The following is a 23,035-nucleotide window of genomic DNA, read 5'->3' on the forward strand; positions in this document are numbered from 1 at the left end:
GCTCAGCGAGCCGGGGTCAGCAGCAGGCGCTGCGTGCCGTACACCTTGTCCAGATTGGCAGGCTTCAGCGGGAAGCTCTGATACGCCCCCTTGAGCCAGGCGTCGATGCCATCGGCATAGTGTTCACTGGCCGGGTTGCCGGACTGTCCGGAGCTGTTCAGCCCGATCATCGGTTCGTCGCGCCCGAAATCGACGATGATGCGCATTGCCGGAATCAGCCAAGTGTCGAAATCCGCGCCCCAGTGGTAAGCCGATACGTTGAGCGTGGAGTGATCGCCGCCGGCCGGGTAAGGCCCGCGATTGAGGTAGCCGTCCAGCGCTTCGATGGCGCGGCGCTGACCGGCCGGCATATGAGGCGCGAGCTGGGTGGCTCCGCTGACCCACTCGTAGCGATGCAGCTTGCCCCACTGCCAGGCCTGACGATCGGGGCCGAGGCGGGTTTCCAGCGAGCTCACCGCCGCTGCCAGGCTGCGCGCAATGATGGTGGGCTTGTCCTCGACGGTGGCGGTGCGCTGGTCGTCCCAGAACGGGCTGTCGTCGCGGCCGAGCAAGTGATCGGCCTGCGCCGAGTAGGACAAGGTGGAGGCCTGAATCAGCGCCTGCCAGGCCGGTCGATCTTCCGGGCCGAGCTCATCGAGGAAGATCTGCCGCGCGCTCTCCTGCAGGAAAGCGCCATAGAGTGCCGCGTCCGCCGAGTCGGCGGCCAGCTCGCCATCGAACGCCAGCAGACGGCGCAATGCTTCTTCGGCGCGCACCCGCTGCTCGGCTGGCAACGCTGCGACAGCCGCCTTCAGCGGCTGCGCCATGCCCGGCCCCTGCAGCATCGCCTGGAGCTTGGCGGCGAACGGCGTGCGCTGATCGTATTGCATGGCCATCATGCTGCGCGTGTCATGCCGGCCGCTGCCGGCGAGCTCGGCAAGCCGCTCGTAGCGTTCAGGGTAATACCAGGAGCTCGACAGCTGCATGCCATAGCCGCGAGGCACGGTACGGTGGTTCGCGGTGCCCAGCCAGCCTTGAGCCGGGTCCTGGTCGTAGGGATGCAGCATCGAATCGGCGAAACCATCCCAGTCATAGCGCCCGTCCCAGCCGGGCGACGGCACCAGGCCCAGCCCCTCACGGCGGTTCGGGTAACGCCCGGTGACCTGCCAGCCAATGCTGCGTTCGTCGGCGAACAGCATGTTCAACGGCATGGCACCGATGCGCCCGCTGGCCTCGAAAGCCTGCTCGACGGAGCCGGCACGGGACAGGTCGAAGAACGCATCGAGCGAGCGATCGGCCTCGCGCAGCGTGCTCTTCAGTGCCAGGCCGTAGCCGCTCTTGAGTTCCAGCGGTTGCAGCGGGTGCTTACGCGGGCCCAGCACAGTGTTCAGCAGGGGGCCGTTACGCGTCTCGTAGAGGGTTTCGCGAACAGGCCGCGCGCCCTTGATGAAGTAGGTTTCGTGGCGCACCTGGGCCGGCACCCAGCGCCCGTCGGCCAGGTACAGCATGCGTTCGCCATCTCGGCGGACCTTTTCGAGAAACAGGTCCTGATTGTCGCCCATGACCATCGTCATGCCCCAAGCGAGCTTGCCGTTGAAGCCGGCGACCACGGCCGGCACCCCGGCGACCGTTACGCCGGCAGCCTGGAACTTCGGCGAACGGATTTGCATGAAATTCCAGTACGAGGGCATCGACAACGGCAAGTGCGTGTCGTTGGCGAACAAGGGTTTGCCGGTGCGGCTGCGGCTCGCCGCGACAGCCCAGTTGTTCGAGGCGGCGACGCCCAGCATGTTGAAAGCGGCAACGCGACGGGTCGTCTCGGCGACGCTGTCCAGCCCCGGAATCTGCCCGCCGAGCGAAAGCCCGTCCAGCTTGGCGGCTTCATCGAACGGCAGCGGTTCGTCGGGATAGGTCGGCAGCAGCCAGGCCAGCTTGTCGCTGCCCACCTGCTGGGCCAGCGCCAGTGCGGCGATCTCTTCCTGCAGGTTCACCGAAAGGCCGAAATTGAGCAGGCAGAAGATCAGCACGGAGTCTTCCGGCTTCCAGTACTCGGGTCGATAGCCCGACTCGGCGAGCTCCATCGGCAGCCGGTCGCGATAGCGATACAGATAGGCGTTCACGCCGCGCGCGTAGACCTCGAAGATCTTCTTCATGCGCGGCGATGCCTCGCGGTAGAAGAGTTCGGCGCTCTGGCGCAGATTCACCGCACGCATGAAGCGGTCGATGTCCAGCACGCCGGGGCCGACCATTTCAGCCAGCCGCCCCTGGGCCGTCAGGCGCAGGCTGATCATCTGCCCGAGCCGGTCACTGGCATGCACGTAGCCCATGGCAAAGATCGCATCGTGCAATGACTGACTTTCGATCAGCGGCATGCCCAGTGCATTGCGCCGCACACTGACACTGCCTGCCAGCCCCTTCAGCGGCTGGACACCGTGCGCCGGTGCCACACTGTCGGCGTAACGGCTATCCAGATAGGCCTGACACCCGGCCAGGCCGAACAACCCAAGCGCTGCGCCAATGGCAATGCGAGACAAGGAGACAGGCAAACGCGTCGACATGGATAACTCCTCGCGGGGCGAGCCGACAGACAGGTGATAGACAGTTAGGGAGCTTTGCTGATCAAGCCGCTCGGCCGGATGCTGGTAGCGCTTCGTCGAGCAGCCAGCGTGCACAGCGCCGAGCCTCGGCCTTGTGCTTGAGTTCCAGCGCACTGAAGGCCGCCTCGTAGCGACGCCGCTCACTGCGCTCCAGCGCTTTCCAGGCGCCGTGGGTCGGCACCTGCTCGGTCGCCTCGTAGAGCTGATGGAACACCTGGCAGCGAGGGTCTTGCCCCAGAACAGGATCGTAGTGATCGAGCAGAACCTTGATGCGAATCGCACCTTCGATCAGTGGCAGCTGCTCGTCGAGCAGGCTGCCAGCCAGGATCCGCAAATCCTCAGCCAGCGCAATCTGCCGCTTGGTCTGCTGCGCCTGCTGTTCGCGTTCAACGCGCCAGACGCGGCGCCAGAGATACAAGGCATAACCGCCCAGCGCGGCAATCACCAACGCACCCAGACTCAGCAGCACGAGCACGACGGGCGACATGGAACAATCAGGCCCCGTGACACTTCTTGAATTTCTTCTGGCTGCCGCATGGGCATGGGTCGTTGCGACCGACGTCCTTCAGCGGGTTGCGAACCGGCTCCGACGCATGATTGCAGTGCGGACCATGGACATGGTGATGATGCTCGTGGTCGTGATTGCAGTCGGGGCCGTGTACGTGAGGTTCTTGAGTCATGTTGCTGCGTCACTCCGGGATAAAGTTGCCGGGGATTATCTCTCCTTTGGTGGAGATCTGCACAGCACGTCCAAGCATCAGGCCGGTCTTGAGCTCACCATCGAGACTGTAGCGGATGGCCCGATCAGGCTTTTCCAGCAGCCGCACGATGTACTTCATGTGCTTCCACAAGTTGGTGTGCACGGTGACTTCGTAGTACTCGAACCCGTGCGCGGGCACCGTCAGCCAGCCACTCGATTCGCCGTCGGCCAGCTCCACCTCGTTGAGATGTACCTTGTAGCGCAGGCCGCGGACCGGCAGGCTGTGATCGTTGGGGTTATCGATGCGAAAACGCAGCATGAACTGCTGCTCCAGCAAGCGGGCCTTGACCACCTCGACCTTCGTCAACTGAACCTTGGGATCGACGAAATTGTTACTGAACCAGGTTGAACAGGCAGTTAGCGAACCGAGCAGACTCAGCAATAGCACCGTTCTGAGTATTGTTATTGTGCGCCGCTGATCGAACATTCCAAGTACTCCAAAGGACGGCTCAGTGTAGCAAGCGGTCCGGCAGCCGCAATGGGGGCAAGTTGCAAATTGCCAGTGTCACGCGCCGGCATGACAGCCCTGTTGCAGCCAGGTGCTTCAGCCCAGAATGCGAGCCAGCACCGCACGTGCCTTGCCGATACCCTCGGCCAGCGCGGCCTCGATCTGCGCCATGGTGATGATCCCGCCGGACTTTCCTGCTGCCGGATTGACCACCAGTGCCAGGCAGGCGTAGGGAAGCTCCAGCTCGCGCGCCAACACGGCCTCCGGCATACCGGTCATGCCGACGATGTCGCAGCCGTCACGCTCCATCCGCGCGATCTCCGCCACCGTCTCCAGGCGCGGGCCCTGGGTACAGCCGTATACGCCATGGCTGCTGAAGGCAAAGCCCTCGGCGGCGAGGGCGGTGACCAGGCGCTGACGCAACGACTCGTCGTAGGGATAGCTGAAGTCGACATGCGTCACCTGTTCGAGCTCACCTTCGAAAAACGTATGCGCTCGACCATAGGTGTAATCGATGATCTGGTGCGGTACGCAGAAGTGCCCCGCGCCCATCGCAGCGTGGATGCCGCCCACCGCGTTGACCGCCACGACGCTCTCAGCCCCCGCCTCCTTAAGCGCCCAGAGATTTGCTCGATAGTTGACCTCGTGCGGCGGGATGCGATGGGGGTGGCCATGGCGCGCCAGGAACAGCACTTCACCGCCGGCGTAACGGCCATGGAGGATGTCTGCCGACGGCAGGCCATACGGGGTTTCAATGCGTTTGGCATCGCGCAGCACCAGGCCATCCAGCTGGGTCAGCCCGGTTCCGCCGATGATGGCGTGTACAGTCATGCTTGGTTCTCTGAGGGGGTCATACCAGACCTGCGCCGCGCAACGCACCGAGCGCGGAAAGCCAACGCGGGCTCTGCTTGTAGTCCTGCGCAATCACGGAACGGGCGCGCATCCGGGCCAGCCTCGGCGAGGGCTTTACAGCCAGCCGCTGCAATGCCGAAACGGCCAGCTCGGCGGCTGCCCGGTCGTTGCACACCAGCCCCATGTCACAGCCGGCGCTCAGCGCGGCCTCGATGCGCGCCGCAGCATCGCCCGCTACATGGGCGCCGGCCATGGAAAGATCGTCGCTGAAGATCACGCCGGAGAAACCCAGCTCGCCGCGTAACACCTCTTGCAGCCAGCGCTGGGAGAAGCCCGCCGGCTGAGAATCTACCTGTGGATAGATCACGTGCGCGGGCATCACTGCGTCCAGCGTAGACGCCAGCCGCCGGAACGGCAGCAGATCGCACTGACGAATCTCCTCGAGGCTACGCTCGTCACGCGGTATCGCCACGTGCGAATCGGCTTCGGCCCAGCCGTGGCCGGGGAAGTGCTTTCCGGTCGCCGGCATGCCCGCCGCATGCATCCCGCCGATAAAGGCGCCGGCCAGTTCGGCCGCACGCTCGGGTGCCGCCTCGAACGCCCGCGCACCGATTACCGCACTGCGCTGATGGTCGAGATCGAGCACCGGAGCAAAGCTGAAATCGAGGCCGGCCGCGAGTACCTCCGTGGCCATCAACCAGCCGCAGGCCCGGGCAAGCTCGACGGCATCCGGGTGGTGGGCGAACTCGCGCATTGCCGGCAATCTGACGAAGCCCTGCCGCAAGCGCTGGACACGACCGCCTTCCTGATCGACGGCAATCAGCAAGTCCGGGCGCTCGGCGCGCACGGCCCGGCAGAGATCCAGCACCTGGCGAGGATGGTCGATGTTGCGCGCGAACAGGATCAAGCCGCCGACCTGCGGCTGGCGCAGCAACTGGCGATCCTCGGCAGTCAGCCAGGTGCCGCCGATATCCAGCATCAATGAACCTTGCATGAGGCAAAGAATCCTTAATCGAGTTTGGCGTGAGCCCACTGAGGATAAGAGGCTTCGTCGATGCGAACGGCGCAGTGCAACGGCACCCGTGCGAACAGCGCTATCAGCTCTTCGTTGCGCATGCGCACACAGCCGTGGGATAGCGGCACACCCATTGGCTCGGTGTCGGGTGTGCCGTGTATATAGATGTAGCGTCGGAACGTATCGACGCTTCCGAGTCGGTTGACGCCCTGTTCGCAGCCGCTCAGCCAGAGAATCCGACTGAGGATCCAGTCGCGCGCCGGAAACTGCGCGTGCAACTGCGGCGTCCAGACCTCTCCGGTCCAGCGTCGGCCGCGCAATACTGCCCCGGCCGGCAGACCCGCACCGACCTTCGCACGCACCTGGTGCAAGCCGCGCGGCGTACAGCCCGAGCCATTGTGTTCGCCCGGCCCGTTCACGGCAGTGGAAACAGAGGCACGAAAACAGAGCCTGTCGCGGGTGAACCCGTACAGGCACTGGTCAGCGAGGGAAACGAGGAGCAAATCGAGGTCAGCCATGGGCCGCTAGCTTAGCCCAAGCAGCCACAGGCTTGAACCTCAAGCCTTGGCAGGAACCGCCACCGCATTGCGCCGGGCCAACGGCTGAGCCTCGGCCAGTGGCGTATCGGCGATGGCACTGTCGGCGCGCATACCGGCAGCCAGGAACGGCACCATCATCCGCATGACCTGCTCGATCGATGTACGCGCGCCAAAATCGTTCTCGGCGATGGCCCTGAGCGCCTTGATGCCGGACATGCTGAAGGCTGCTGCACCCAGCATGAAATGCACTCGCCAGAACAGCTCGATCGGCGGCAGCGACGGAGCCGCCTCGTGTACCCGCAGCATGTAGCGGCGAAACACCTTGCCGTACATGTCTTCGAGATAATGCCGCAGGTGTCCCTGGCTCTGGCTGAACGACAGACCGAGCAAGCGCATGAAGATGGACAGGTCGTCACCGCTGCGCGGCTTCACAGCCAGCGCCTGCTCGACCAGGATACCGAGTAGCTCCTCAAGGGTGTCCGGCTTTCCGGCAAGCGCCTCTCGGCGGTCGAGTTCGCGTTCGAGGCTCGCGCAGAACGGACCGAGAAACCGTGAGAACACGGCCTGAATCAGCGCCTTCTTCGAGCCAAAGTGATAGTTCACCGCCGCCAGGTTCACCCCGGCCTTGCTGGTGATCAGACGAAGCGAAGTCTCGGCGAAGCCCTTTTCCGCGAACAGCTGTTCCGCAGCATCGAGAATGCGCTCAACTGTTTCCGACTGCGCCATGCCCCCTCCAGAAGACAAACAAGTGTTTGAAACTTACGTTTCAGTGTCTACCAAGTCAACCTGCATCCGCTTCGGCGGTTGTGCCGCTTTGTCGCAACCGGCCTTTTAAGAGGAAAAGGCGCGACGCGAGGCGATTGCCAACCCGCATGCACTGTATATAATCCCAGGCACTGTATAAAAGAACAGAGACCGCCATGATCAAGCTCACGCCCCGCCAGTCTCAGATCCTCGACTTCATCAAACGCTGCCTCGAAGACAACGGTTACCCGCCAACACGAGCGGAGATCGCGCAGGAGCTCGGCTTCAAATCCCCCAACGCAGCCGAAGAGCATCTCAAGGCCCTGGCGCGCAAAGGCGCCATCGAAATGACACCGGGCGCCTCACGCGGCATCCGCATCCCCGATTTCGAGCCAGCCACGCACGAGAGCGGGCTACCTATCATTGGCCGGGTCGCGGCCGGTGCGCCCATCCTGGCGCAACAGCATGTCGAAGAATCCTGCCAGATCAACCCCGCCTTTTTCCATCCGAAAGCCGATTATCTGCTACGGGTGCGCGGCATGAGCATGAAGGACATCGGCATCTTCGATGGCGATCTGCTTGCCGTCCATACCACGCGCGAAGCACGCAACGGGCAAGTGATAGTCGCTCGAGTCGGCGATGAAGTCACAGTCAAGCGCTTCAAGCGTGAGGGCAACAAGGTGTGGCTTCTGGCCGAAAACGAGGACTTCGCGCCGATCGAGGTAGACCTCGAAGAGCAGGAGCTGGTCATCGAAGGGTTGAGCGTCGGTGTCATTCGCCGCTAAACAGGAGAAGGATCATGCAGTACCGTTCCGAAACCATGCGACCACAGCTGTCACTGTTCGAAGGCATGATGGCCCAGCGCGCCATGCCATTCTGTGCAGCCCCTGCCTCTGTCGAGCCTCGCCCCGAGTACCTTAGCGAGCTTAGCCTGAGCGGCAACAGCGAACACTGCCACCTGTTGTTGACGCCTATCCTGAGGGATCTCAGCGAGGCGGACGACAAACGCTGGCTGACGCTGATTGCGCCCCCCGGCTCACTGAGCGGCAACTGGCTGCGTGACAGCGGCCTGAACCGCCAACGTGTGATCGTTCTGCACCCTCGTAATGACCAAAGCGCGCTCGAACTGGCCTGCAAGGCACTCGGCTCGGGCTGCAGTCACACCGTGATCACCTGGCAGGAAAAGCTCAGCAACGCTGAGCGTAACAAGCTTCGTGCGGCGGCCAGCCTGGGCCAGGCCAAAGGGCTGAATATCCGCCTGGGCTGCTAGGCCCTTCCCTCTCGGCGGCACAGGGATCGTGCCGGCAAGCCGCTTCGTATCAATGCAAGACGCGCGGCGACTCATCCTCGTATTCGAAATCGCCTTCGGCCATTTTCCCCGCCATCTGCACGCCGACGTTGAACATCGCCTTAGCCACCTCGACGTGCTGTCCCTGCAGGAACAGCCTGGCCTCCTCGGAGAAATCCAGCGTGACCAGCACCTCCTCGTCTTCGGCGCGGCGGAGCACGATGCGCCCATCGGGCATCTCGACAATCTCTAGAAAAGACGTAGGCATTCGGTTGGCTCTCGTTGAAAGGCGCGCATTGTACCAGTGGAGTGCCATGAGAAAAGGCTTGTACCCCGCGCTCAGCCATGAGGCCGATGAACGCGGCCATAGGCATCTCAGCTCGCCACCTGCCGCGCCGGCATAGCGAGCCCTGGCCTGATGCCTTGCCGCCGGCCACCCGTGAGGCACGAACGACACGACAGAAACGACGCGAATCAATTCAAGCCGGACGTCACCACTCAGTCATGGTCTCGCGGAAGCGCAGCACCAGCTCCTTGATGTTCGTGCGCCAGAGCTCCAGCTCGGTTCGCGACAAGGCTTCTGGCTGGTCCTCCTCGAGCGTCACCGCCTCGATAAGCGGCTGCCGTGGATCGACTTTGGCCTTCGTTGGCGCCTGAGGCGGCTGGAACAACGCGGCATGAGCCGACAGCAACCGGGCTAACCAAGTGTCCGGCTGTTCGGCGAGTTCGACCAGCTCGGCGAGCTCCTGGCTCGGCGCCTGCTCCAGCGCCTGGCGATTCAGAAACGCCTCGGCGCGAGGCGCATCAGCACCTGGCGACCGGTAGAAACCAGCGATTTCATGGCACAGGCCGAGCACGGCCCCGTATAGGTGAAACAGGCTCGCCTCACGCTCGGCCTGGACCTGCCCCTGAGCATTCAGGGTGCCGAGTGCGTCAGCCTTGCGCCAGTTTTCCAGCGAAAGGCCGGCAAAGAACAGTTTCTGGTTGGTACGGGTGTAGCGTTCGTGAGCCATGGTGCTCTCCGCAAAGCAGGATTGCCGCAAGAATGGACCGCCTGCGGCGACAAAACCAGCACATGCCCGACGGGCGCCCCGCTCATTCGAACCGGGCGCCGTCGCAGCGGCGCATCAGCGCTTGTCTTCCACCTTCCACTTACCGCCGTCGTAGAACGCCTTCCAGCCGCTGGGCTTGCCATTGACCTCGGACTGCACGTACTGCTCCTTGGTCTTGCGACTGAAGCGAATGACCGCTGGGCGTCCTTCGGGATCCTGCTGCGGCGCTTGGAGCAGGAAGTGGTACTTGGGATCGATCTCATCCCTGTGCGGGATCAGCTCGCTGACCAACGGCGCGCGCGTTTCGCGATTTTTCGGGAACTGGCTGGCGGCCAGGAACAGCCCCGACGCCCCGTCGCGCAGCACGTAGGTATCGTCGACTTTTTCGCATTTGAGTTCCGGCATCTTCACCGCATCCATCTTCGGCGGCGCCGGCTCACCATTCTTCAGGAGCTTGCGGGTGTTCTTGCATTCCGCATTGGTGCAGCCAAAGAACTTGCCGAACCGGCCGGTCTTGAGCTGCATCTCGCTGCCGCATTTGTCGCACTCCAGACTAGGGCCCTCGTAGCCCTTGATGCGGAACTGCCCCTCCTCCACTTCGTAGCCCGCGCAGTCGGGGTTGTTACCGCAAATATGCAGCTTGTGCTTTTCGTCGAGCAGGTAGGCATCCATCGCATTGCTGCAGATGGGGCAGCGGCGCTTGCCCAAGAGCACCAGGGATTCGGACTCGCCCTCGTCATCGGCTGCGATTTCGTCGCCCGGAATCAGATTGATAGTCGATTTGCAGCGCTCCTTCGGCGGCAGGCTGTAGCCGGAGCAACCGAGGAACACGCCGGTCGAGGCGGTGCGGATCATCATTGGCCGCCCGCAGACCTTGCACGGAATATCGGTCAGGGTCGGCTGGTTGGCACGCATGCCGCTATCCGGCGACTCTGCGATCTCGAGCTTGCGGCGGAAGTCACCGTAGAACTCGTCAAGCACGTGCTTCCACTCCCGCTCGCCCTGCGCGACATCGTCCAGATGCTCTTCCATGCCGGCGGTGAACCCGTAGTCCATCAGGTTCTCGAAGCTCTCGGAGAGGCGCTCGGTAACGATCTCGCCCATTTTCTCGGCGTAGAAGCGGCGGTTATGCAGCGAGACATAGCCGCGATCCTGAATGGTCGAAATGATCGCCGCGTAGGTGGACGGCCGGCCGATGCCGCGCTTTTCCATTTCCTTGACCAGGCTCGCCTCGGAATAACGCGCCGGTGGCTTGGTGAAGTGCTGGCTGGGGTCGAGCGCGAGCAAATCCATCGCCTCGCCCTGCTTCATTTCCGGCAAGACGTCATCTTCGCCCGTCTTGCTCTGCTGCGGCAGCACGCGGGTGTAGCCGTCAAACTTGAGGATGCGACCCTTGGCACGCAGTTCGAAATCACCGGCCGTCACGGTCACGCTAGTCGACAGGTACTGCGCAGGCAGCATCTGGCAGGCGACGAACTGGCGCCAGATCAGCTCATAGAGGCGCTCGGCGTCGCGCTCCATGCCCGACAGCTGGTTGGGCCGCAGGTTGACGTCCGATGGACGAATCGCCTCGTGGGCCTCCTGGGCGCCTTCCTTGCTGGAATAGACGTTGGGCTTCTCCGGCAGGTACTGGCTGCCGAATTCGCTTTCAATGAACCCACGGGCCATGACCAGCGCATCGGCCGAAAGATTGGTCGAGTCGGTACGCATGTAGGTGATGTAGCCAGCTTCGTACAGGCGCTGAGCCATCATCATGGTCTTCTTTACGCCGAAGCCCAGGCGATTGCTCGCCGCCTGCTGCAGCGTCGAGGTAATGAAGGGGGCCGACGGCTTGCTCGAGGTCGGCTTGTCCTCGCGCTTGCTGACGCTGTACGTCGCGCTTTTGAGCTTTTCCAGCGCGGCCTTGGCCTGCGCCTCGTTCAGCGGCTTGAACGCCTCACCCTTCTCGCGGGCGACTTCGAAGCGCACCTTGGCCTGCTGCGCCGTCGCCAGATCGGCGTGCACTTCCCAGTACTCTTCAGGCACGAAAGCGCGAATCTCGCGCTCGCGCTCGACCACCAGCTTGACCGCTACCGACTGTACGCGACCGGCCGAAAGCCCACGCGCGATTTTCTGCCAGAGCAGCGGCGAGACCATGTAGCCCACCACCCGGTCGAGGAAGCGCCGCGCTTGCTGGGCGTTTACCCGGTTGATGTCCAGCTCGCCGGGCTGGGCGAAGGCTTCCTGAATGGCCTTTTTGGTGATCTCGTTGAACACCACGCGCTTGTAGCGCTCGTCGTCGCCGCCGATGGATTCGCGCAGGTGCCAGGCGATGGCCTCCCCTTCTCTGTCCAAGTCGGTTGCGAGATAGATGGTGTCGGCTTCCTTGGCCAGGCGTCGCAGTTCCTCGATCACCTTCTCCTTGCCCGGCAGGATCTCGTACTTGGCTTTCCAGCCGTGCTCCGGGTCCACTCCCATTCGAGCAAACAGCTGGCGCTTGGCCTTTTCCTTCGGCGACAGCGACGAGGCTTCGGCAGCCTTGCCGCGCTTGGCCGGCTCCTTGCTCGCAGAGCCGCTGGTAGGAAGGTCGCGGATATGGCCGATACTCGACTTCACCACGTACTGGTTACCCAGGTACTTGTTGATGGTCTTGGCCTTGGCCGGTGATTCCACGATGACCAGCGATTTACCCATGGAGTGGAGATTTCCTGAATCGAGAAGTGAACGAAGGAGAGCTTGCGGAGCTCGGAAGTGCGCTTGCCGGATACGCCAGGCGAGCTGGAGTCAGGACCTCGGCACCGATCCGAGCGGCCCACGGCGAAGGGTCGCGACGAGGCTGCATGATCGCTCTGCCTGAAAAGCACCGCTATATATAGTGGTGACGGATGACAGGTCAAGCCGGCAGTCGACAGAGCTGCCAACCGGGCAACGTCAGAAACGGCTTGGCTCGGCCTCCACCAGTGCGAAGCGCGGTACACGCTCGCCGTCGACTTCCACCGACTCGACGAACATCGACAACGGGCGCACCCACAGCCCTCGCTCGCCGTAAAGCGCCTGGTAGAACACCAGTGGCTCCTCCGTCTCGGAGTGGCGAACCACAGCAAACACCCGGTATTCCGGCCCCTTGTAATGGCGATAACGCCCCGGCTGGACCTGCATGAGAGCCTCCATAAAAAGGAAAACCGGGGCTTGCGGCCCCGGCTTTCATTGACACCAATCTGCAGCATCGGACGACAGGCCACAGCCTAGCCCAGTCGCCCGTCACTGTCAGTCAGGCCGACTTCAGACGCGCTCGAACACCGTACTGATGCCCTGGCCCAGGCCAATGCACATGGTGGCGATACCCAGCGTACCGTTGTTCTGCTTCATCACATTCAGCAGGGTGCCGGAGATACGCGCACCGGAGCAGCCGAACGGATGGCCCAGCGCGATGGCGCCACCGTGCAGGTTGACCTTCTGCTCCATCTTGTCGAGCAGCTTGAGGTCCTTGAGCACCGGCAGTGCCTGGGCGGCGAAGGCTTCGTTGAGCTCGACGAAGTCGATGTCGTCCATGGTCAGACCGGCGCGCTTGAGCACCTTCTGGGTCGACGGCACCGGCCCGTAGCCCATGATCGCCGGATCAACACCAGCCAGCGCCATGGCGCGAACCACGGCCATCGGCTGGATGCCGAGATCCTTGGCGCGCTGGGCCGACATGACGATCATGCAGGACGCACCGTCAGTGATCTGCGAAGACGTACCGGCGGTCACGGTGCCGCCCTTCGGGTTGAACGCCGGCTTGAGCTCGGCCAGACCCTCGAGGGTGGTTTCCGGGCGGATGGTTTCGTCGTAGTCGAAGACCTTGAGGAAGCCGTTCTCGTCGTGACCTTCCATCGGGATGATCTCGTCCTTGAACTTGCCTTCCTGAGTCGCTTTCCAGGCCAGCTGGTGCGAGCGGTAGCCGAACTGATCCTGGGCTTCACGGGTAATGCCGTGCATCTTGCCGAGCATCTCGGCGGTCAGGCCCATCATGCCCGAGGCCTTGGCCGCATGCAGCGACAGCTGCGGGTTCGGGTCGACACCGTGCATCATGCTGACGTGGCCCATGTGCTCCACGCCACCAATGACGAACACGTCGCCGTTGTTGGTCTGGATGGCCTGCACGGCGGTGTGCAGGGCGCTCATGGACGAACCGCACAGACGGCTCACGGTCTGGCCGGCGCTGGTGTGCGGAATGCGGGTCAGCAGCGAGGCCATACGGGCGATGTTCCAGCCCTGCTCGAGGGTCTGGTTGACGCAGCCCCAGATCACGTCCTCGACCTCGGCCGGGTCGATCTTCGGATTGCGCGCCAGCAGGCCGTCGATCAGCAGTGCGGACATGGTCTCGGCGCGGGTATTACGGTGCATGCCGCCCTTGGAGCGCCCCATCGGGGTGCGACCGAAGTCGACGATGACTGCATCTCTTGGATTCAGGCTCATGAATTCTCTCTCCCTCGATTAACCGTAGAAGCGCTGGCCGTTGGCAGCCATCTCACGCAGCTTCGCGGTCGGGTGGTACAGCGGGCCCAGGTCGGCGTACTTGTCGGCCATCGCGACGAACTCGGCGACGCCGATCGAATCGATGTAGCGCAGCGCACCACCACGGAAGGGTGGGAAGCCAATGCCATAGATCAGGCCCATGTCGGCTTCGGCAGCGGTTTCGACGATGCCGTCTTCCAGGCAGCGCACGGTTTCCAGGCACAGCGGGATCATCATGTAGTTGATGATGTCCTCGTCGGACAGCTCGCGCGTCTCGCTGACGATCGGCTTGAGCAGCTCGTAAGACTGCGGATCGACGACCTTCTTCGGCTTGCCCCGCTTGTCCATCTCGTAGGCATAGAAGCCCTTGCCGTTCTTCTGGCCGAGGCGATTGGCCTCATACATGACATCGACGGCGGTCTTGCTGTCATCCTTCATGCGATCCGGGAAGCCTTCGGCCATCACGTCACGGCCGTGGTGGCCGGTGTCCATGCCGACGACGTCCATCAGGTAGGCCGGGCCCATGGGCCAGCCGAACTTCTCCATCACCTTGTCGGCACGAACGAAGTCGACACCATGAGCGATGGCGCGGGCGAAGCCGCCGAAGTACGGGAACAGCACGCGGTTGACCAGGAAGCCCGGGCAATCGTTGACCACGACCGGGCTCTTGCCCATCTTCTTGGCGTAGGCGACGGTGGTAGCAATGGCGGTTTCGCTGGTCTTCTCGCCACGGATGACTTCCACCAACGGCATCATGTGCACAGGGTTGAAGAAGTGCATGCCGCAGAAGTTTTCCGGACGCTTGAGGGCCTGGGCCAGGTAGCTGATGGAGATGGTCGAGGTGTTGGAAGCGATGATCGCGTCTTCACGGACGTGGCCTTCCACCTCGGCCAGCACGGCGTGCTTGACCTTCGGGTTCTCGACCACGGCTTCGACGACGATGTCGACGTTGCCGAAATCGCCATAGGACATGGTCGGGCGGATGGCGTTGAGCGCCTGAGCCATCTTCTCCGGCGTCAGACGGCCTTTCTCGACACGCTTGCCGAGCAGCTTGGAGGCCTCGTCCAGACCCATCTGAATACCCTCTTCACGGATATCCTTCATCAGGATCGGCGTGCCCTTGACAGCCGACTGGTAGGCGATGCCGCCACCCATGATGCCGGCGCCCAGTACGGCAGCGAGCCTCACGTCGCGCGCCTGCTTGTCGTAGGCCTTGGCCTTCTTTTTCAGCTCCTGATCATTGAGGAACAGGCCGATCAGGCTCTCGGCGACCGAAGTCTTGGCCAGCTTGACGAAGCCGGCAGCTTCGACTTCCAGCGCTTTGTCACGGCCGAAGTTGGCCGCTTTCTGGATGCTCTTGATGGCTTCGACCGGAGCCGGATAGTTCGGGCCGGCCTGGCCTGCGACGAACGCCTTGGTGGTCTCGAACGCCATCATCTGCTCGATGGCATTGAGCTTGAGCTTGTCCAGTTTCGGCTGGCGCTTGGCCTTGTAGTCCAGTTCGCCGGAGATGGCGCGCTTGACCAGATCCAGTGCAGCTTCCTGCAGCTTCTCCGGAGCGACGACGGCATCGACCGCGTGCACCTTGAGGGCGTCTTCGGCGCGGTTCTCCTTGCCGGAGGCGATCCACTCGACGGCGTTGTCCACACCGATCAGGCGCGGCAGACGCACGGTGCCGCCAAAGCCCGGGTAGATGCCCAACTTGACTTCCGGCAGACCGACCTTGGCGGCGGTGGACATGACGCGATAGTCAGCGGCCATGCACATCTCGAAACCGCCACCCAGAGCGATGCCGTTGATGGCGACCACGGTGGGCACGCCCAGGTCTTCGAAATCGTTGAAGATCTTGTTTGCTTCGAGGTTGCCGGCAACCAGCTCTTCATCGGGCAACTTGAAGTTGTCGACGAACTCGGTGATGTCGGCGCCGACGATGAACACATCCTTGCCGCTGGTGACGACGACACCCTTGACCGAAGCGTCGGCCTTGATGGCATCGACTGCCTGGCGCAGATCGTTGAGAGTGAGGCGATTGAATTTATTGACGGACTCACCCTTGAGGTCGAAATTCAATTCGACGATGCCGCTCTCAAGAGCCTTAACCGTGATGGCTTTACCTTCGTAAATCATCAACTGATCTCCAGGAATGGAAGCTGAACGTTACGCGTCGCACGTCTTCGGCCTTCCTCGACCGCGCCTTGCGGCGACGACACCCACCGACACGATACATCGGGCACTCGAGGTTCGCTGGCAAACGCTCGATTCATACGCCCGTTTGATTTGGGTCGGCACACCTTCGAGGAAAAGCGTCGCCTTGTCAATCGGTCGCACGCGCTCTTCGCTGCGCGGGGCACCAGCGCAGCGATGGCGCACGACTGGCCTTCCCAGGGACAATGCCTGACCATTCAGTACATCGATCATTCGCGCCTGGGGCGCGCAAACAAAGCCGGCAGGCGCAGGTCAATCGGGGGACCAGCAGGTACACTGCAGCCACAATGCGCCGACCTCTGGCGCCCGCCCTCTTTGCTCGGAGCCCAGCATGTCCCGTCCCCCCATCGCTCGCGCCGACGCCGGTACCGATCCCTATCGCTGGCTGGAAAAACGCGACGCCCCGGAAGTGCTCGCTTATCTCAAGGCGGAGAACGCCTACCTCGAAGAGCAGCTCGCCGATCAGGCCGAACTGCGTGAAGCGCTGTTTCAGGAGATCAAGAGCCGCATCCGCGAAACCGATCTATCGCTGCCCTCCCCCTGGGGGCCGTGGCTGTACTACCAGCGCACCACCGCAGGCGACGAGTACCCGCGGCACTACCGCTGCCCGCGCCCGCTGGATGGTTCGCTGACCGTCGATGAAAGCGCCGAACAGCTGCTGCTCGACCCCAACGAGCTGGCCGGTGGCGGCTTTCTTTCGCTGGGCGCCTTCAGCATCAGCCAGGACCACAGCAAGCTCGCCTACAGCCTCGACCGCGAAGGCGACGAGATCTACCGGCTGTACGTCAAGGACCTGGCCAGCGGCGCGGTCACCGAGCTGCCCTTCGACAACTGCGACGGCAGCATGACCTGGGCCAACGACAGCCAGACCCTGTTCTATGGCGAACTGGACGAGACCCACCGACCACACAGGATCTACCGCCATCGCCTGGGCGAAACCGGCAGCCACGCGGTATTCCATGACCCGGACGGGCGCTTCTTCGTGCATTGCTACCGCGCCAGCTCCGACCGCCAGCTGGTCATCCTCTCCCACAGCAAGACCACCAGCGAAGCCTGGGTGCTGTCGGCGGACCAGCCGGAGGGCAGCTGGACCTGTCTGGCAGCGCGCCAGGAGGATCACGAATACTTCCCCGATCATGGCCTGTACGAGGGCCAGTGGCGCTGGCTGATCCGCAGCAACCAGGCGGGCATCAACTTCGCCCTTTATCACGCCAGCGAGGCCGAGCCAGGCCGCAAGCACTGGCAGGAGCTGGTCCCGCATGACGACGCGGTGATGCTCGAGGATGTCAGCCTGAACGCCGAGGCGATCACCCTGACCCTGCGCGAAGGCGGCCTGCCGGTGATCGAGGTGCGGCCGCAGGGCGTCCAGCCCTATCGCCTGCAGTTGCCCGATGCGGCCTACAGCCTGCACGTGCAGAACTCGCTGGAATTCACCAGCACGGTGATCCGCCTGCGCTACGAGGCGCTGAATCGCCCGGCGCAGATCCGCCAGCTGACCCTGGCCGACGGCACGCAGGAAGTGCTCAAGGAGACCCCGGTGGAAGGTCCCTTTGATGCGGACGCCTATGAAAGTCGGCGCATCTGGGCCACTGCCCAGGACGGTACGCAGATTCCCATCAGCCTGGTCGGCCGCCGCGACAGCTTTGGCGAGCCTGCACCGCTCTACCTCTACGGTTACGGCGCCTACGGCCATAGCCTGGACCCCTGGTTCTCACACGCGCGGCTGTCGCTGCTCGACCGCGGTTTCGTCTTCGCCATCGCGCATGTGCGTGGCGGCGGCGATCTCGGCGAAGCCTGGTACCGCGCCGGCAAGCTGGAGCACAAGCCGAACACCTTCAACGACTTCATCGCCTGCGCCGAGCAGCTGTTGGCCGACGGTTACACCACATCGCCACGCCTGGCCATCAGCGGCGGCAGTGCCGGCGGCCTGCTGATCGGTGCCGTGCTCAACCTGCGTCCCGAGCTGTTCGGTGCGGCGATCGCCGAGGTGCCCTTCGTCGACGTGCTCAACACCATGCTCAATGCCGACCTGCCGCTGACCGTGACCGAGTACGACGAATGGGGCGACCCGAATCAGCCCGAGGTGCACGAGCGCATCAAGGCCTATGCGCCCTATGAAAATGTCCGGGCCCAGGCCTATCCGCCACTGCTGGCCGTGGCCGGCTACAACGACAGCCGCGTGCAGTACTGGGAGGCCGCCAAGTGGGTTGCCAAGCTGCGCGCCACCCGCACCGACGACAACCTGCTGCTGCTCAAGACCGAGTTCGGCGCAGGTCACGGTGGCATGAGCGGTCGCTACCAGGCGCTCAAGGATGTGGCGCTGGAGTACGCCTTCGTGCTCAAGGTGTTCGGCATGGCCGGCTGACGCAGCCGACCTGCGGCGGCGAACCGGGATCGCCGCCAGCAGTCACTCATTGAGGACACCTCAGGAGCTGATGCGATGAACCGAACCTCTTCCGACCGACCCGCGCAGAACGTCCATGGCTGGGAGCGCGCCGCCTCGCTGGCCGGCGGCCTGTATCTTCTGGGTAAAGGTCTGCGCCACGGGGGGCTTGGAGGCCTGTTCCAGGTGGGAATCGGCGCCCTGGCGCTGGCGCGCGGTATCAGCGGCCGCTGCGAGGCCAAGCGCGTGCTGCAGGAAGTCGGCGAACAGGCGCAGAACGCGGTGATTGATTCCAGCCACATGCCGCTGGAGCAGACGCCGGCCGAACGCGAGCGCTTGCGCAGCAGTGCGCAAGCAGCCACGTCGACCGTCACGGTGACGGGCAATCAGGGGCTGGACAGTCCGCCGACCAACCCCTGAACGCAGCGCTTCAGTGGTTGCAATCGGGGCCGTGGACGTGTTCGTCGTCCTCGCCCTCGACTGGCTCCATCTCCAGCTGCAGGCTGACCAGATTGGTCGCCAAGGGGCGCAGCAGCAGGTTGGCGTATTCGGTGTCGCCCTCCTCGACATCAACTCCGATCATCAGCTGGCCATTACCGACCTGCTGGATCCAGACCTCACGCCCCTGCCACATCACGGCAAAACGGGTGCAGGAGGTCACCAACTGGGTACCGTCGACGTCTTCGAGAATCAGTTGCAGGCTATCGCTCATGGACATTCGCTCTTCTGGAAATGAGGGGCGGCAAGCCGCCCCCGGGACGAGTCAGGCCTGCACCAGCGCGGCAACGGCACGCTCGAGGCGGTCGAGGCCTTCGTCGATGTCGGCCTGCTCGATGATCAGGCTTGGCGCCAGGCGCAGTACGTCGGGGCCGGCCTGCAGGATCATCAGCGCTTCCCGTTCCGCCGCCGCGCAAAAGGCGGCCGCCTTGCCTTTCCAGGCGTCGCTGAGGACGCAGCCGATCAGCAGGCCGCGGCCACGCACCAGGCGGAACACGCCGTAACGCTCGCCGATCGCCTCGAGGCGCGTGCGGAACAGCGCATGACGCTGCTTCACGCCTTCCAGCACCTCGGGCGTATTGACGATGTCCACCACCGTCTCGGCCACCGCGCAGGCCAGCGGGTTGCCCCCGTAGGTGGTGCCGTGGGTGCCCACGCTCAGGTGCGCGGCGATCTCGTGGGTGGTCAGCATCGCGCCGATCGGGAAACCGCCGCCGAGGCTCTTGGCATTGGTCAGGATGTCCGGAACCACTCCCGAATGCATGTAGGCAAACAGGTCGCCGGTACGGCCCATGCCGGTCTGTACTTCGTCGAAGATCAGCAAGGCGCCATGCTCGTTGCACAGCTCGCGCACACCCTCGAGGTAGGCCTGATCGGCCGGCAGCACCCCGCTTTCGCCCTGGATCGGCTCGAGCACCACCGCACAGGTGCGCTCGGACATCTTCGCTCTCAGCGCCTCGAGATCGTTGTAGGGCACGTGGGTGATGCCCTCGATCTTCGGCCCGAAACCATCGGAGTACTTCGGTTGCCCACCTACCGTGACGGTGAACAGCGTACGGCCATGAAAGCTGTTGATCGCCGAGATGATCTCGTACTTCTGCGGCCCGTAGACGTCATGTGCATAGCGGCGGGCCAGCTTGAAGGCGGCCTCGTTGGCCTCCGCTCCGGAGTTGCAGAAGAACGCGCGGTCAGCGAAGGTCGCTGCCACCAGCTTCTTGGCCAGACGCAGGGCCGGCTCATTGGTGAAGATGTTGGAGATGTGCCAGAGCTTGCCGGCCTGCTCGGTCAGCGCAGCAACCAACGCCGGGTGTGCATGCCCCAGGGCATTGACCGCGATGCCACCAGCGAAGTCCACCAGCTCTCGCCCGCTCTGGTCCCAGACTCGCGACCCCTGGCCTCGCACCGGAATGAAGGCGGCGGGGGCGAAGCTCGGAACAATGACCTGATCGAAATCGGCACGTTCAACCGGGATATGCGGGGCGGACATCGGGCTCTCCTGCGATGCGTCGGAATTAGGAAAGAAAACGCCCCGCCAGCGGCGGGGCGTCACAAGGCGCAGTGTAAACGCAGGACCGCCCCGTTTGAGCGGTCGCGAGAAAAAAACTCGCTGTCAGGCGCCGAAATGCTGCTTGTCCAGCTCGATGGCCTGATCGAGCGTCTCGAGCAGCGCTTTGCGCACCTTCAGCTTGGTATTCCTGTGCGCCACCATGTTGATGCGTTTCAGCTGGGCGGCCACCGCCAGTGCCGTTTCCATCAAGGCCTCGGCGGAAACGACGCGATCGAGGAACCCGGCCAGCACGGCCCCCTGCGGATCGAACAGCTCGCCGTTGATGACCGAGCGCTGGAACGCGGCCTTGCCCAGGCGATCACGGGCCAGTTCGATACCGGCATGGTGCATGGTCATGCCGATCTGCACCTCGTTCAGGCCGATGTTGAATGGCCCCTCAACACCGATGCGGTAGTCTGCAGCCAGCAGCAGAAAGGCCCCTTTGGCGATGGCGTGGCCCGGGCAGGCCACGATGATCGGATAAGGGTGGGCCAGCATGCGCCGGGTGAACGCCGAGCCGGTCGCCACCAGGTTCATCGCGTTTTCGGCGCTGGAGGTCATTACCTTCAGGTCGTAGCCACCGGAGAGGATGCCCGGCTGGCCAGTCAGGATCACCACGGCGCGATCCTGCTCGGCGCGATCGAACGCCGCGTTCAGCGCTTCGAACATCTGCGGTGACAACGCATTGACCTTGCCGTTGGCCAGCGTCAGCGTGGCAACGCCATCGTCGAATTGGTACGAAATCAGCTCACTCATGCCCCATCCCTTTGTTTGTCTTTTACGCAAGTGCGCCGACGTTACTCACCGGAACTCGCTCGGTAAAGCGCCTTGACTGACCGTTCGGTCACCGATTGCCGCATTTCGCCGCTGTTCCAGCGCTACCGCTGCGAACTCCCGCAGAGTTGCCGCGCCTGGCGCTCGGTCAAGCCCTGCGCGAAGACGGCCGGCTTAAATGCATGAAAAAACTCAAAAAGTTTTTGCCATTCGAAAAGCCTTCGGCTAAATTAGCGCGCCTCGACGGACAGCACGCCCGTTGAGATCCGGTGAGGTGTCCGAGTGGTTGAAGGAGCACGCCTGGAAAGTGTGTATACGGGAAACCGTATCAAGGGTTCGAATCCCTTCCTCACCGCCAGTTAAAAAAGCCCCTGAGTCTTGCGACTCAGGGGCTTTTTCGTTGCGCCTTCATTTATTCAGCGCGGGTTGATGACGCCATCGCGCTCGGCGTTGTCCGGGTCGGTATCGGGGAGTTGCTCGTTCCGCCGCCGCCCGTGCGGGAGCGCGCCGTCGTTGTCCGGAAGCTCGTCTATCCCGGCTTCGTCGCTCGGCTCGAGATCGGTACGCGCACGCCCCGGCAGCTCGGGGCGGCCGGGAATGATCGGGTCTTGCTTGCTGTCTTCGCTGGCCATCGTTCTTCCTCGCTCGCTGTTTCAGCTTTCGAGAGCGCCGCCGGGCCGCCGTTCCGGCCGCCCGTCCGGCTCATGAACGGCCCGCTGCACCTGTCAGCTCAACAGCCAGGGCATCAAAAGCGCCGTAGCGACACCCAGCAGACTCATCGCCAGGGCGGCGAAAGCACCGCATTCCCGGCTCTCCTGCAGCGCATGGGCGGTGCCGATCGCGTGGGCGTTGATGCCATAGCTGAAGCCGCGCGCGGCAGGATGGTCGACCCGCGCCAGGCGTAGCAGCGGCGGCCCGAGCACCGTACCGATGACGCCGGTGAGCATGACCATCACTGCCGCCAGCGCCGCGACGCCGCCCAGCTGGTCGGCGACCAGCATGGCGATGGGCATGGTCACCGACTTTGGCGCCAGGCTCATGGACAGTGCATCGCTGGCGCCGAGCAACCAGCACACCAGCAACGTGATCAGCACCGTGAGCACCCCGGCGACCGCCAGCGTGATGACGATGGGCCAGAACAGCTGGCGAATGCGCGCGAGGTTCTCGCGCAGCGGCACGGCCAGGGCGACTGTCGCCGGGCCGAGCAGCCAGGCGATGGGCTCGGCGTCGCGGCGATAGTCGCGGTAGTCGATGCCACACAGCGCCAACACCGCGACGATCAACAACATGCCGACCAGCACCGGCTGCAGGAGCAGCCACCCCGAGCGACGATAGAGCGCGACGGCCAGCTGGAATGCCAGCAGCGTCAGGCCCACGGAAAACAGCGGATGACCGATGAAGCTGTGCCAGGCCGTCATGGCTGCTCACCTCCCATCCGCCGCGCGAGAAACTGCAGCAGCCAGCCGCAGACCGGAATGGTCACCAGCAGCGAAGCCAGCAGCGCGACAATCACCACGGCAAACTCGTCGAACAACAGTTCGTAGCTGGTCATGATGCCCGCGGCATGGATCATCAGCATCAGCGGAAGGTACTGCAGCAGCAAGGAAGCCGCCTTCTGCAGGGACTCGGGCACTGCACCGAGAAACGCCAGCCCCAGCAGCAACAGGACCAGCCCGACGATCGGGCCCGGCAGCATCGGCAGCCACAGGCTGCTCAGCGTCGTCCCCGCAATTTGTAACAGCACCAGCACGAAAAGCCCTTTCAGCACATCTGTTCTCCTCTTCATCGAGCCGACATCAAGAGCCGGCCCGGAATGCGCGACCCGCGACTATGCCGCATGCATGCGCGACGGAGACAGGATCAGTTGCGTTCGAAGAGA

General features: G+C 63.5%; 24 protein-coding genes and 1 tRNA gene. 5 read left to right on the forward strand and 20 right to left on the reverse strand.

From position 1 onward, the window contains the following. Window positions 1-2: 2 nt before the first annotated feature. From AC0KXH_RS11575 to AC0KXH_RS11610, 8 genes are all read right to left on the reverse strand, one after another. A complete protein-coding gene (locus AC0KXH_RS11575) occupies window positions 3-2,537 on the reverse strand; it encodes a penicillin acylase family protein (protein WP_488223442.1) in 2,535 nt (844 codons plus the stop codon). 61 nt (window positions 2,538-2,598) lie between these two features. Continuing rightward, on the reverse strand, window positions 2,599-3,063 hold the full coding sequence (locus tag AC0KXH_RS11580; RefSeq protein ID WP_061339019.1) for a DUF2489 domain-containing protein: 465 nt from the start codon (window positions 3,061-3,063) through the stop codon (window positions 2,599-2,601). Window positions 3,064-3,070: 7 nt separating this feature from the next. Then, window positions 3,071-3,256 carry an SEC-C metal-binding domain-containing protein gene (locus AC0KXH_RS11585; RefSeq protein ID WP_074519896.1) on the reverse strand — a complete coding sequence of 62 codons (186 nt, stop codon included), beginning with the start codon at window positions 3,254-3,256 and terminating at the stop codon, window positions 3,071-3,073. Between the two features lie 9 nt (window positions 3,257-3,265). Next, window positions 3,266-3,763, reverse strand: coding sequence for an LEA/WHy family protein (locus tag AC0KXH_RS11590; protein WP_041104808.1), 498 nt, complete (start codon window positions 3,761-3,763; stop codon window positions 3,266-3,268). A 117-nt stretch (window positions 3,764-3,880) separates the two neighbouring features. After that, on the reverse strand, window positions 3,881-4,615 hold the full coding sequence (locus AC0KXH_RS11595; RefSeq protein WP_061339020.1) for an S-methyl-5'-thioinosine phosphorylase: 735 nt from the start codon (window positions 4,613-4,615) through the stop codon (window positions 3,881-3,883). A gap of 19 nt (window positions 4,616-4,634) precedes the next feature. Continuing rightward, entirely contained in the window at window positions 4,635-5,630 is a 996-nt protein-coding gene (gene nagZ, locus AC0KXH_RS11600; RefSeq protein WP_224110064.1) for a beta-N-acetylhexosaminidase, read from the reverse strand. A gap of 14 nt (window positions 5,631-5,644) precedes the next feature. Beyond that, window positions 5,645-6,169 carry a L,D-transpeptidase family protein gene (locus AC0KXH_RS11605; RefSeq protein WP_312200281.1) on the reverse strand — a complete coding sequence of 175 codons (525 nt, stop codon included), beginning with the start codon at window positions 6,167-6,169 and terminating at the stop codon, window positions 5,645-5,647. Window positions 6,170-6,208: 39 nt separating this feature from the next. Continuing rightward, on the reverse strand, window positions 6,209-6,916 hold the full coding sequence (locus AC0KXH_RS11610; protein WP_488223443.1) for a TetR/AcrR family transcriptional regulator: 708 nt from the start codon (window positions 6,914-6,916) through the stop codon (window positions 6,209-6,211). 194 nt (window positions 6,917-7,110) lie between these two features. Between AC0KXH_RS11610 and lexA the strand changes: the two genes are divergently transcribed. Further along, window positions 7,111-7,719, forward strand: a complete 609-nt coding sequence (gene lexA, locus AC0KXH_RS11615) for a transcriptional repressor LexA (RefSeq protein WP_041104799.1) — start codon at window positions 7,111-7,113, stop codon at window positions 7,717-7,719. 14 nt (window positions 7,720-7,733) lie between these two features. Continuing rightward, window positions 7,734-8,204, forward strand: coding sequence for an SOS-induced cell division inhibitor SulA (gene sulA / locus AC0KXH_RS11620; protein ID WP_041104797.1), 471 nt, complete (start codon window positions 7,734-7,736; stop codon window positions 8,202-8,204). A gap of 49 nt (window positions 8,205-8,253) precedes the next feature. On the opposite strand, the gene AC0KXH_RS11625 is transcribed toward sulA, so the two are convergent. The 6 genes from AC0KXH_RS11625 to fadB all read right to left on the reverse strand — a co-directional run bounded on the left by AC0KXH_RS11625 (window position 8,254) and on the right by fadB (window position 15,877). Continuing rightward, entirely contained in the window at window positions 8,254-8,490 is a 237-nt protein-coding gene (locus tag AC0KXH_RS11625) for a hypothetical protein (protein ID WP_041104795.1), read from the reverse strand. Window positions 8,491-8,713: 223 nt separating this feature from the next. Then, window positions 8,714-9,235, reverse strand: coding sequence for a DUF6586 family protein (locus tag AC0KXH_RS11630; RefSeq protein WP_043220815.1), 522 nt, complete (start codon window positions 9,233-9,235; stop codon window positions 8,714-8,716). Between the two features lie 114 nt (window positions 9,236-9,349). Further along, on the reverse strand, window positions 9,350-11,947 hold the full coding sequence (gene topA / locus AC0KXH_RS11635; protein WP_488223444.1) for a type I DNA topoisomerase: 2,598 nt from the start codon (window positions 11,945-11,947) through the stop codon (window positions 9,350-9,352). Between the two features lie 237 nt (window positions 11,948-12,184). Continuing rightward, entirely contained in the window at window positions 12,185-12,412 is a 228-nt protein-coding gene (locus AC0KXH_RS11640) for a DUF1653 domain-containing protein (RefSeq protein ID WP_041104789.1), read from the reverse strand. A gap of 123 nt (window positions 12,413-12,535) precedes the next feature. Beyond that, on the reverse strand, window positions 12,536-13,711 hold the full coding sequence (fadA, locus tag AC0KXH_RS11645; RefSeq protein ID WP_041104787.1) for an acetyl-CoA C-acyltransferase FadA: 1,176 nt from the start codon (window positions 13,709-13,711) through the stop codon (window positions 12,536-12,538). An 18-nt stretch (window positions 13,712-13,729) separates the two neighbouring features. After that, a complete protein-coding gene (gene fadB / locus AC0KXH_RS11650) occupies window positions 13,730-15,877 on the reverse strand; it encodes a fatty acid oxidation complex subunit alpha FadB (RefSeq protein ID WP_488223445.1) in 2,148 nt (715 codons plus the stop codon). A 409-nt stretch (window positions 15,878-16,286) separates the two neighbouring features. Here fadB and AC0KXH_RS11655 point away from each other — a divergent pair, with 409 nt between their 5' ends. Together AC0KXH_RS11655 and AC0KXH_RS11660 are read left to right on the forward strand one after the other, a co-directional pair. Beyond that, entirely contained in the window at window positions 16,287-18,320 is a 2,034-nt protein-coding gene (locus AC0KXH_RS11655; RefSeq protein WP_488223446.1) for a S9 family peptidase, read from the forward strand. A gap of 75 nt (window positions 18,321-18,395) precedes the next feature. After that, a complete protein-coding gene (locus AC0KXH_RS11660; protein ID WP_061340533.1) occupies window positions 18,396-18,758 on the forward strand; it encodes a YgaP-like transmembrane domain in 363 nt (120 codons plus the stop codon). A gap of 10 nt (window positions 18,759-18,768) precedes the next feature. Here AC0KXH_RS11660 and AC0KXH_RS11665 read toward each other — a convergent pair whose 3' ends face one another. The 3 genes from AC0KXH_RS11665 to AC0KXH_RS11675 all read right to left on the reverse strand — a co-directional run bounded on the left by AC0KXH_RS11665 (window position 18,769) and on the right by AC0KXH_RS11675 (window position 21,138). Beyond that, window positions 18,769-19,050, reverse strand: coding sequence for a hypothetical protein (locus tag AC0KXH_RS11665; RefSeq protein ID WP_041104781.1), 282 nt, complete (start codon window positions 19,048-19,050; stop codon window positions 18,769-18,771). 51 nt (window positions 19,051-19,101) lie between these two features. After that, window positions 19,102-20,322, reverse strand: a complete 1,221-nt coding sequence (locus tag AC0KXH_RS11670; RefSeq protein WP_200628892.1) for an aspartate aminotransferase family protein — start codon at window positions 20,320-20,322, stop codon at window positions 19,102-19,104. Between the two features lie 123 nt (window positions 20,323-20,445). Then, window positions 20,446-21,138 carry a crotonase/enoyl-CoA hydratase family protein gene (locus AC0KXH_RS11675; RefSeq protein WP_061339028.1) on the reverse strand — a complete coding sequence of 231 codons (693 nt, stop codon included), beginning with the start codon at window positions 21,136-21,138 and terminating at the stop codon, window positions 20,446-20,448. Between the two features lie 286 nt (window positions 21,139-21,424). Here AC0KXH_RS11675 and AC0KXH_RS11680 point away from each other — a divergent pair. After that, window positions 21,425-21,514, forward strand: a tRNA-Ser gene (locus AC0KXH_RS11680). Window positions 21,515-21,572: 58 nt separating this feature from the next. On the opposite strand, the gene AC0KXH_RS11685 is transcribed toward AC0KXH_RS11680, so the two are convergent. The 3 genes from AC0KXH_RS11685 to AC0KXH_RS11695 form a co-directional block, all read right to left on the reverse strand. Then, window positions 21,573-21,788 (reverse strand): hypothetical protein, encoded by a 216-nt coding sequence (locus AC0KXH_RS11685; protein ID WP_488223447.1) that lies wholly within the window; start codon window positions 21,786-21,788, stop codon window positions 21,573-21,575. A gap of 93 nt (window positions 21,789-21,881) precedes the next feature. After that, complete coding sequence (locus AC0KXH_RS11690; protein WP_165563152.1) at window positions 21,882-22,574, reverse strand: LrgB family protein; 693 nt, start codon at window positions 22,572-22,574, stop codon at window positions 21,882-21,884. Continuing rightward, window positions 22,571-22,942: a CidA/LrgA family protein gene (locus AC0KXH_RS11695; protein ID WP_041104774.1), complete on the reverse strand. Its 372-nt coding sequence runs from the start codon at window positions 22,940-22,942 to the stop codon at window positions 22,571-22,573. The genes AC0KXH_RS11690 and AC0KXH_RS11695 overlap by 4 nt, the downstream gene beginning before the upstream one ends. Between the last annotated feature and the right edge of the window lie 93 nt (window positions 22,943-23,035).

The sequence above is a fragment of the Stutzerimonas sp. CXK-1 genome (assembly GCF_057738225.1).

Bases quoted from the DNA above. Each gene is read 5' to 3' on its own strand.
- AC0KXH_RS11695 (WP_041104774.1), bottom strand. From the start codon at position 22,942: ATGAAGAGGAGAACAGATGTGCTGAAAGGGCTTTTCGTGCTGGTGCTG.
- fadB (WP_488223445.1), bottom strand. From the start codon at position 15,877: ATGATTTACGAAGGTAAAGCCATCACGGTTAAGGCTCTTGAGAGCGGC.
- AC0KXH_RS11625 (WP_041104795.1), bottom strand. From the start codon at position 8,490: ATGCCTACGTCTTTTCTAGAGATTGTCGAGATGCCCGATGGGCGCATC.
- AC0KXH_RS11610 (WP_488223443.1), bottom strand. From the start codon at position 6,916: ATGGCGCAGTCGGAAACAGTTGAGCGCATTCTCGATGCTGCGGAACAG.
- fadA (WP_041104787.1), bottom strand. From the start codon at position 13,711: ATGAGCCTGAATCCAAGAGATGCAGTCATCGTCGACTTCGGTCGCACC.
- AC0KXH_RS11655 (WP_488223446.1), top strand. From the start codon at position 16,287: ATGTCCCGTCCCCCCATCGCTCGCGCCGACGCCGGTACCGATCCCTAT.
- AC0KXH_RS11605 (WP_312200281.1), bottom strand. From the start codon at position 6,169: ATGGCTGACCTCGATTTGCTCCTCGTTTCCCTCGCTGACCAGTGCCTG.
- sulA (WP_041104797.1), top strand. From the start codon at position 7,734: ATGCAGTACCGTTCCGAAACCATGCGACCACAGCTGTCACTGTTCGAA.
- AC0KXH_RS11690 (WP_165563152.1), bottom strand. From the start codon at position 22,574: ATGACGGCCTGGCACAGCTTCATCGGTCATCCGCTGTTTTCCGTGGGC.
- AC0KXH_RS11575 (WP_488223442.1), bottom strand. From the start codon at position 2,537: ATGTCGACGCGTTTGCCTGTCTCCTTGTCTCGCATTGCCATTGGCGCA.
- AC0KXH_RS11580 (WP_061339019.1), bottom strand. From the start codon at position 3,063: ATGTCGCCCGTCGTGCTCGTGCTGCTGAGTCTGGGTGCGTTGGTGATT.
- AC0KXH_RS11665 (WP_041104781.1), bottom strand. From the start codon at position 19,050: ATGAGCGATAGCCTGCAACTGATTCTCGAAGACGTCGACGGTACCCAG.
- AC0KXH_RS11595 (WP_061339020.1), bottom strand. From the start codon at position 4,615: ATGACTGTACACGCCATCATCGGCGGAACCGGGCTGACCCAGCTGGAT.
- AC0KXH_RS11630 (WP_043220815.1), bottom strand. From the start codon at position 9,235: ATGGCTCACGAACGCTACACCCGTACCAACCAGAAACTGTTCTTTGCC.
- AC0KXH_RS11660 (WP_061340533.1), top strand. From the start codon at position 18,396: ATGAACCGAACCTCTTCCGACCGACCCGCGCAGAACGTCCATGGCTGG.
- lexA (WP_041104799.1), top strand. From the start codon at position 7,111: ATGATCAAGCTCACGCCCCGCCAGTCTCAGATCCTCGACTTCATCAAA.
- topA (WP_488223444.1), bottom strand. From the start codon at position 11,947: ATGGGTAAATCGCTGGTCATCGTGGAATCACCGGCCAAGGCCAAGACC.
- AC0KXH_RS11585 (WP_074519896.1), bottom strand. From the start codon at position 3,256: ATGACTCAAGAACCTCACGTACACGGCCCCGACTGCAATCACGACCAC.
- AC0KXH_RS11670 (WP_200628892.1), bottom strand. From the start codon at position 20,322: ATGTCCGCCCCGCATATCCCGGTTGAACGTGCCGATTTCGATCAGGTC.
- nagZ (WP_224110064.1), bottom strand. From the start codon at position 5,630: ATGCAAGGTTCATTGATGCTGGATATCGGCGGCACCTGGCTGACTGCC.
- AC0KXH_RS11590 (WP_041104808.1), bottom strand. From the start codon at position 3,763: ATGTTCGATCAGCGGCGCACAATAACAATACTCAGAACGGTGCTATTG.
- AC0KXH_RS11640 (WP_041104789.1), bottom strand. From the start codon at position 12,412: ATGCAGGTCCAGCCGGGGCGTTATCGCCATTACAAGGGGCCGGAATAC.
- AC0KXH_RS11675 (WP_061339028.1), bottom strand. From the start codon at position 21,138: ATGAGTGAGCTGATTTCGTACCAATTCGACGATGGCGTTGCCACGCTG.
- AC0KXH_RS11685 (WP_488223447.1), bottom strand. From the start codon at position 21,788: ATGGCCAGCGAAGACAGCAAGCAAGACCCGATCATTCCCGGCCGCCCC.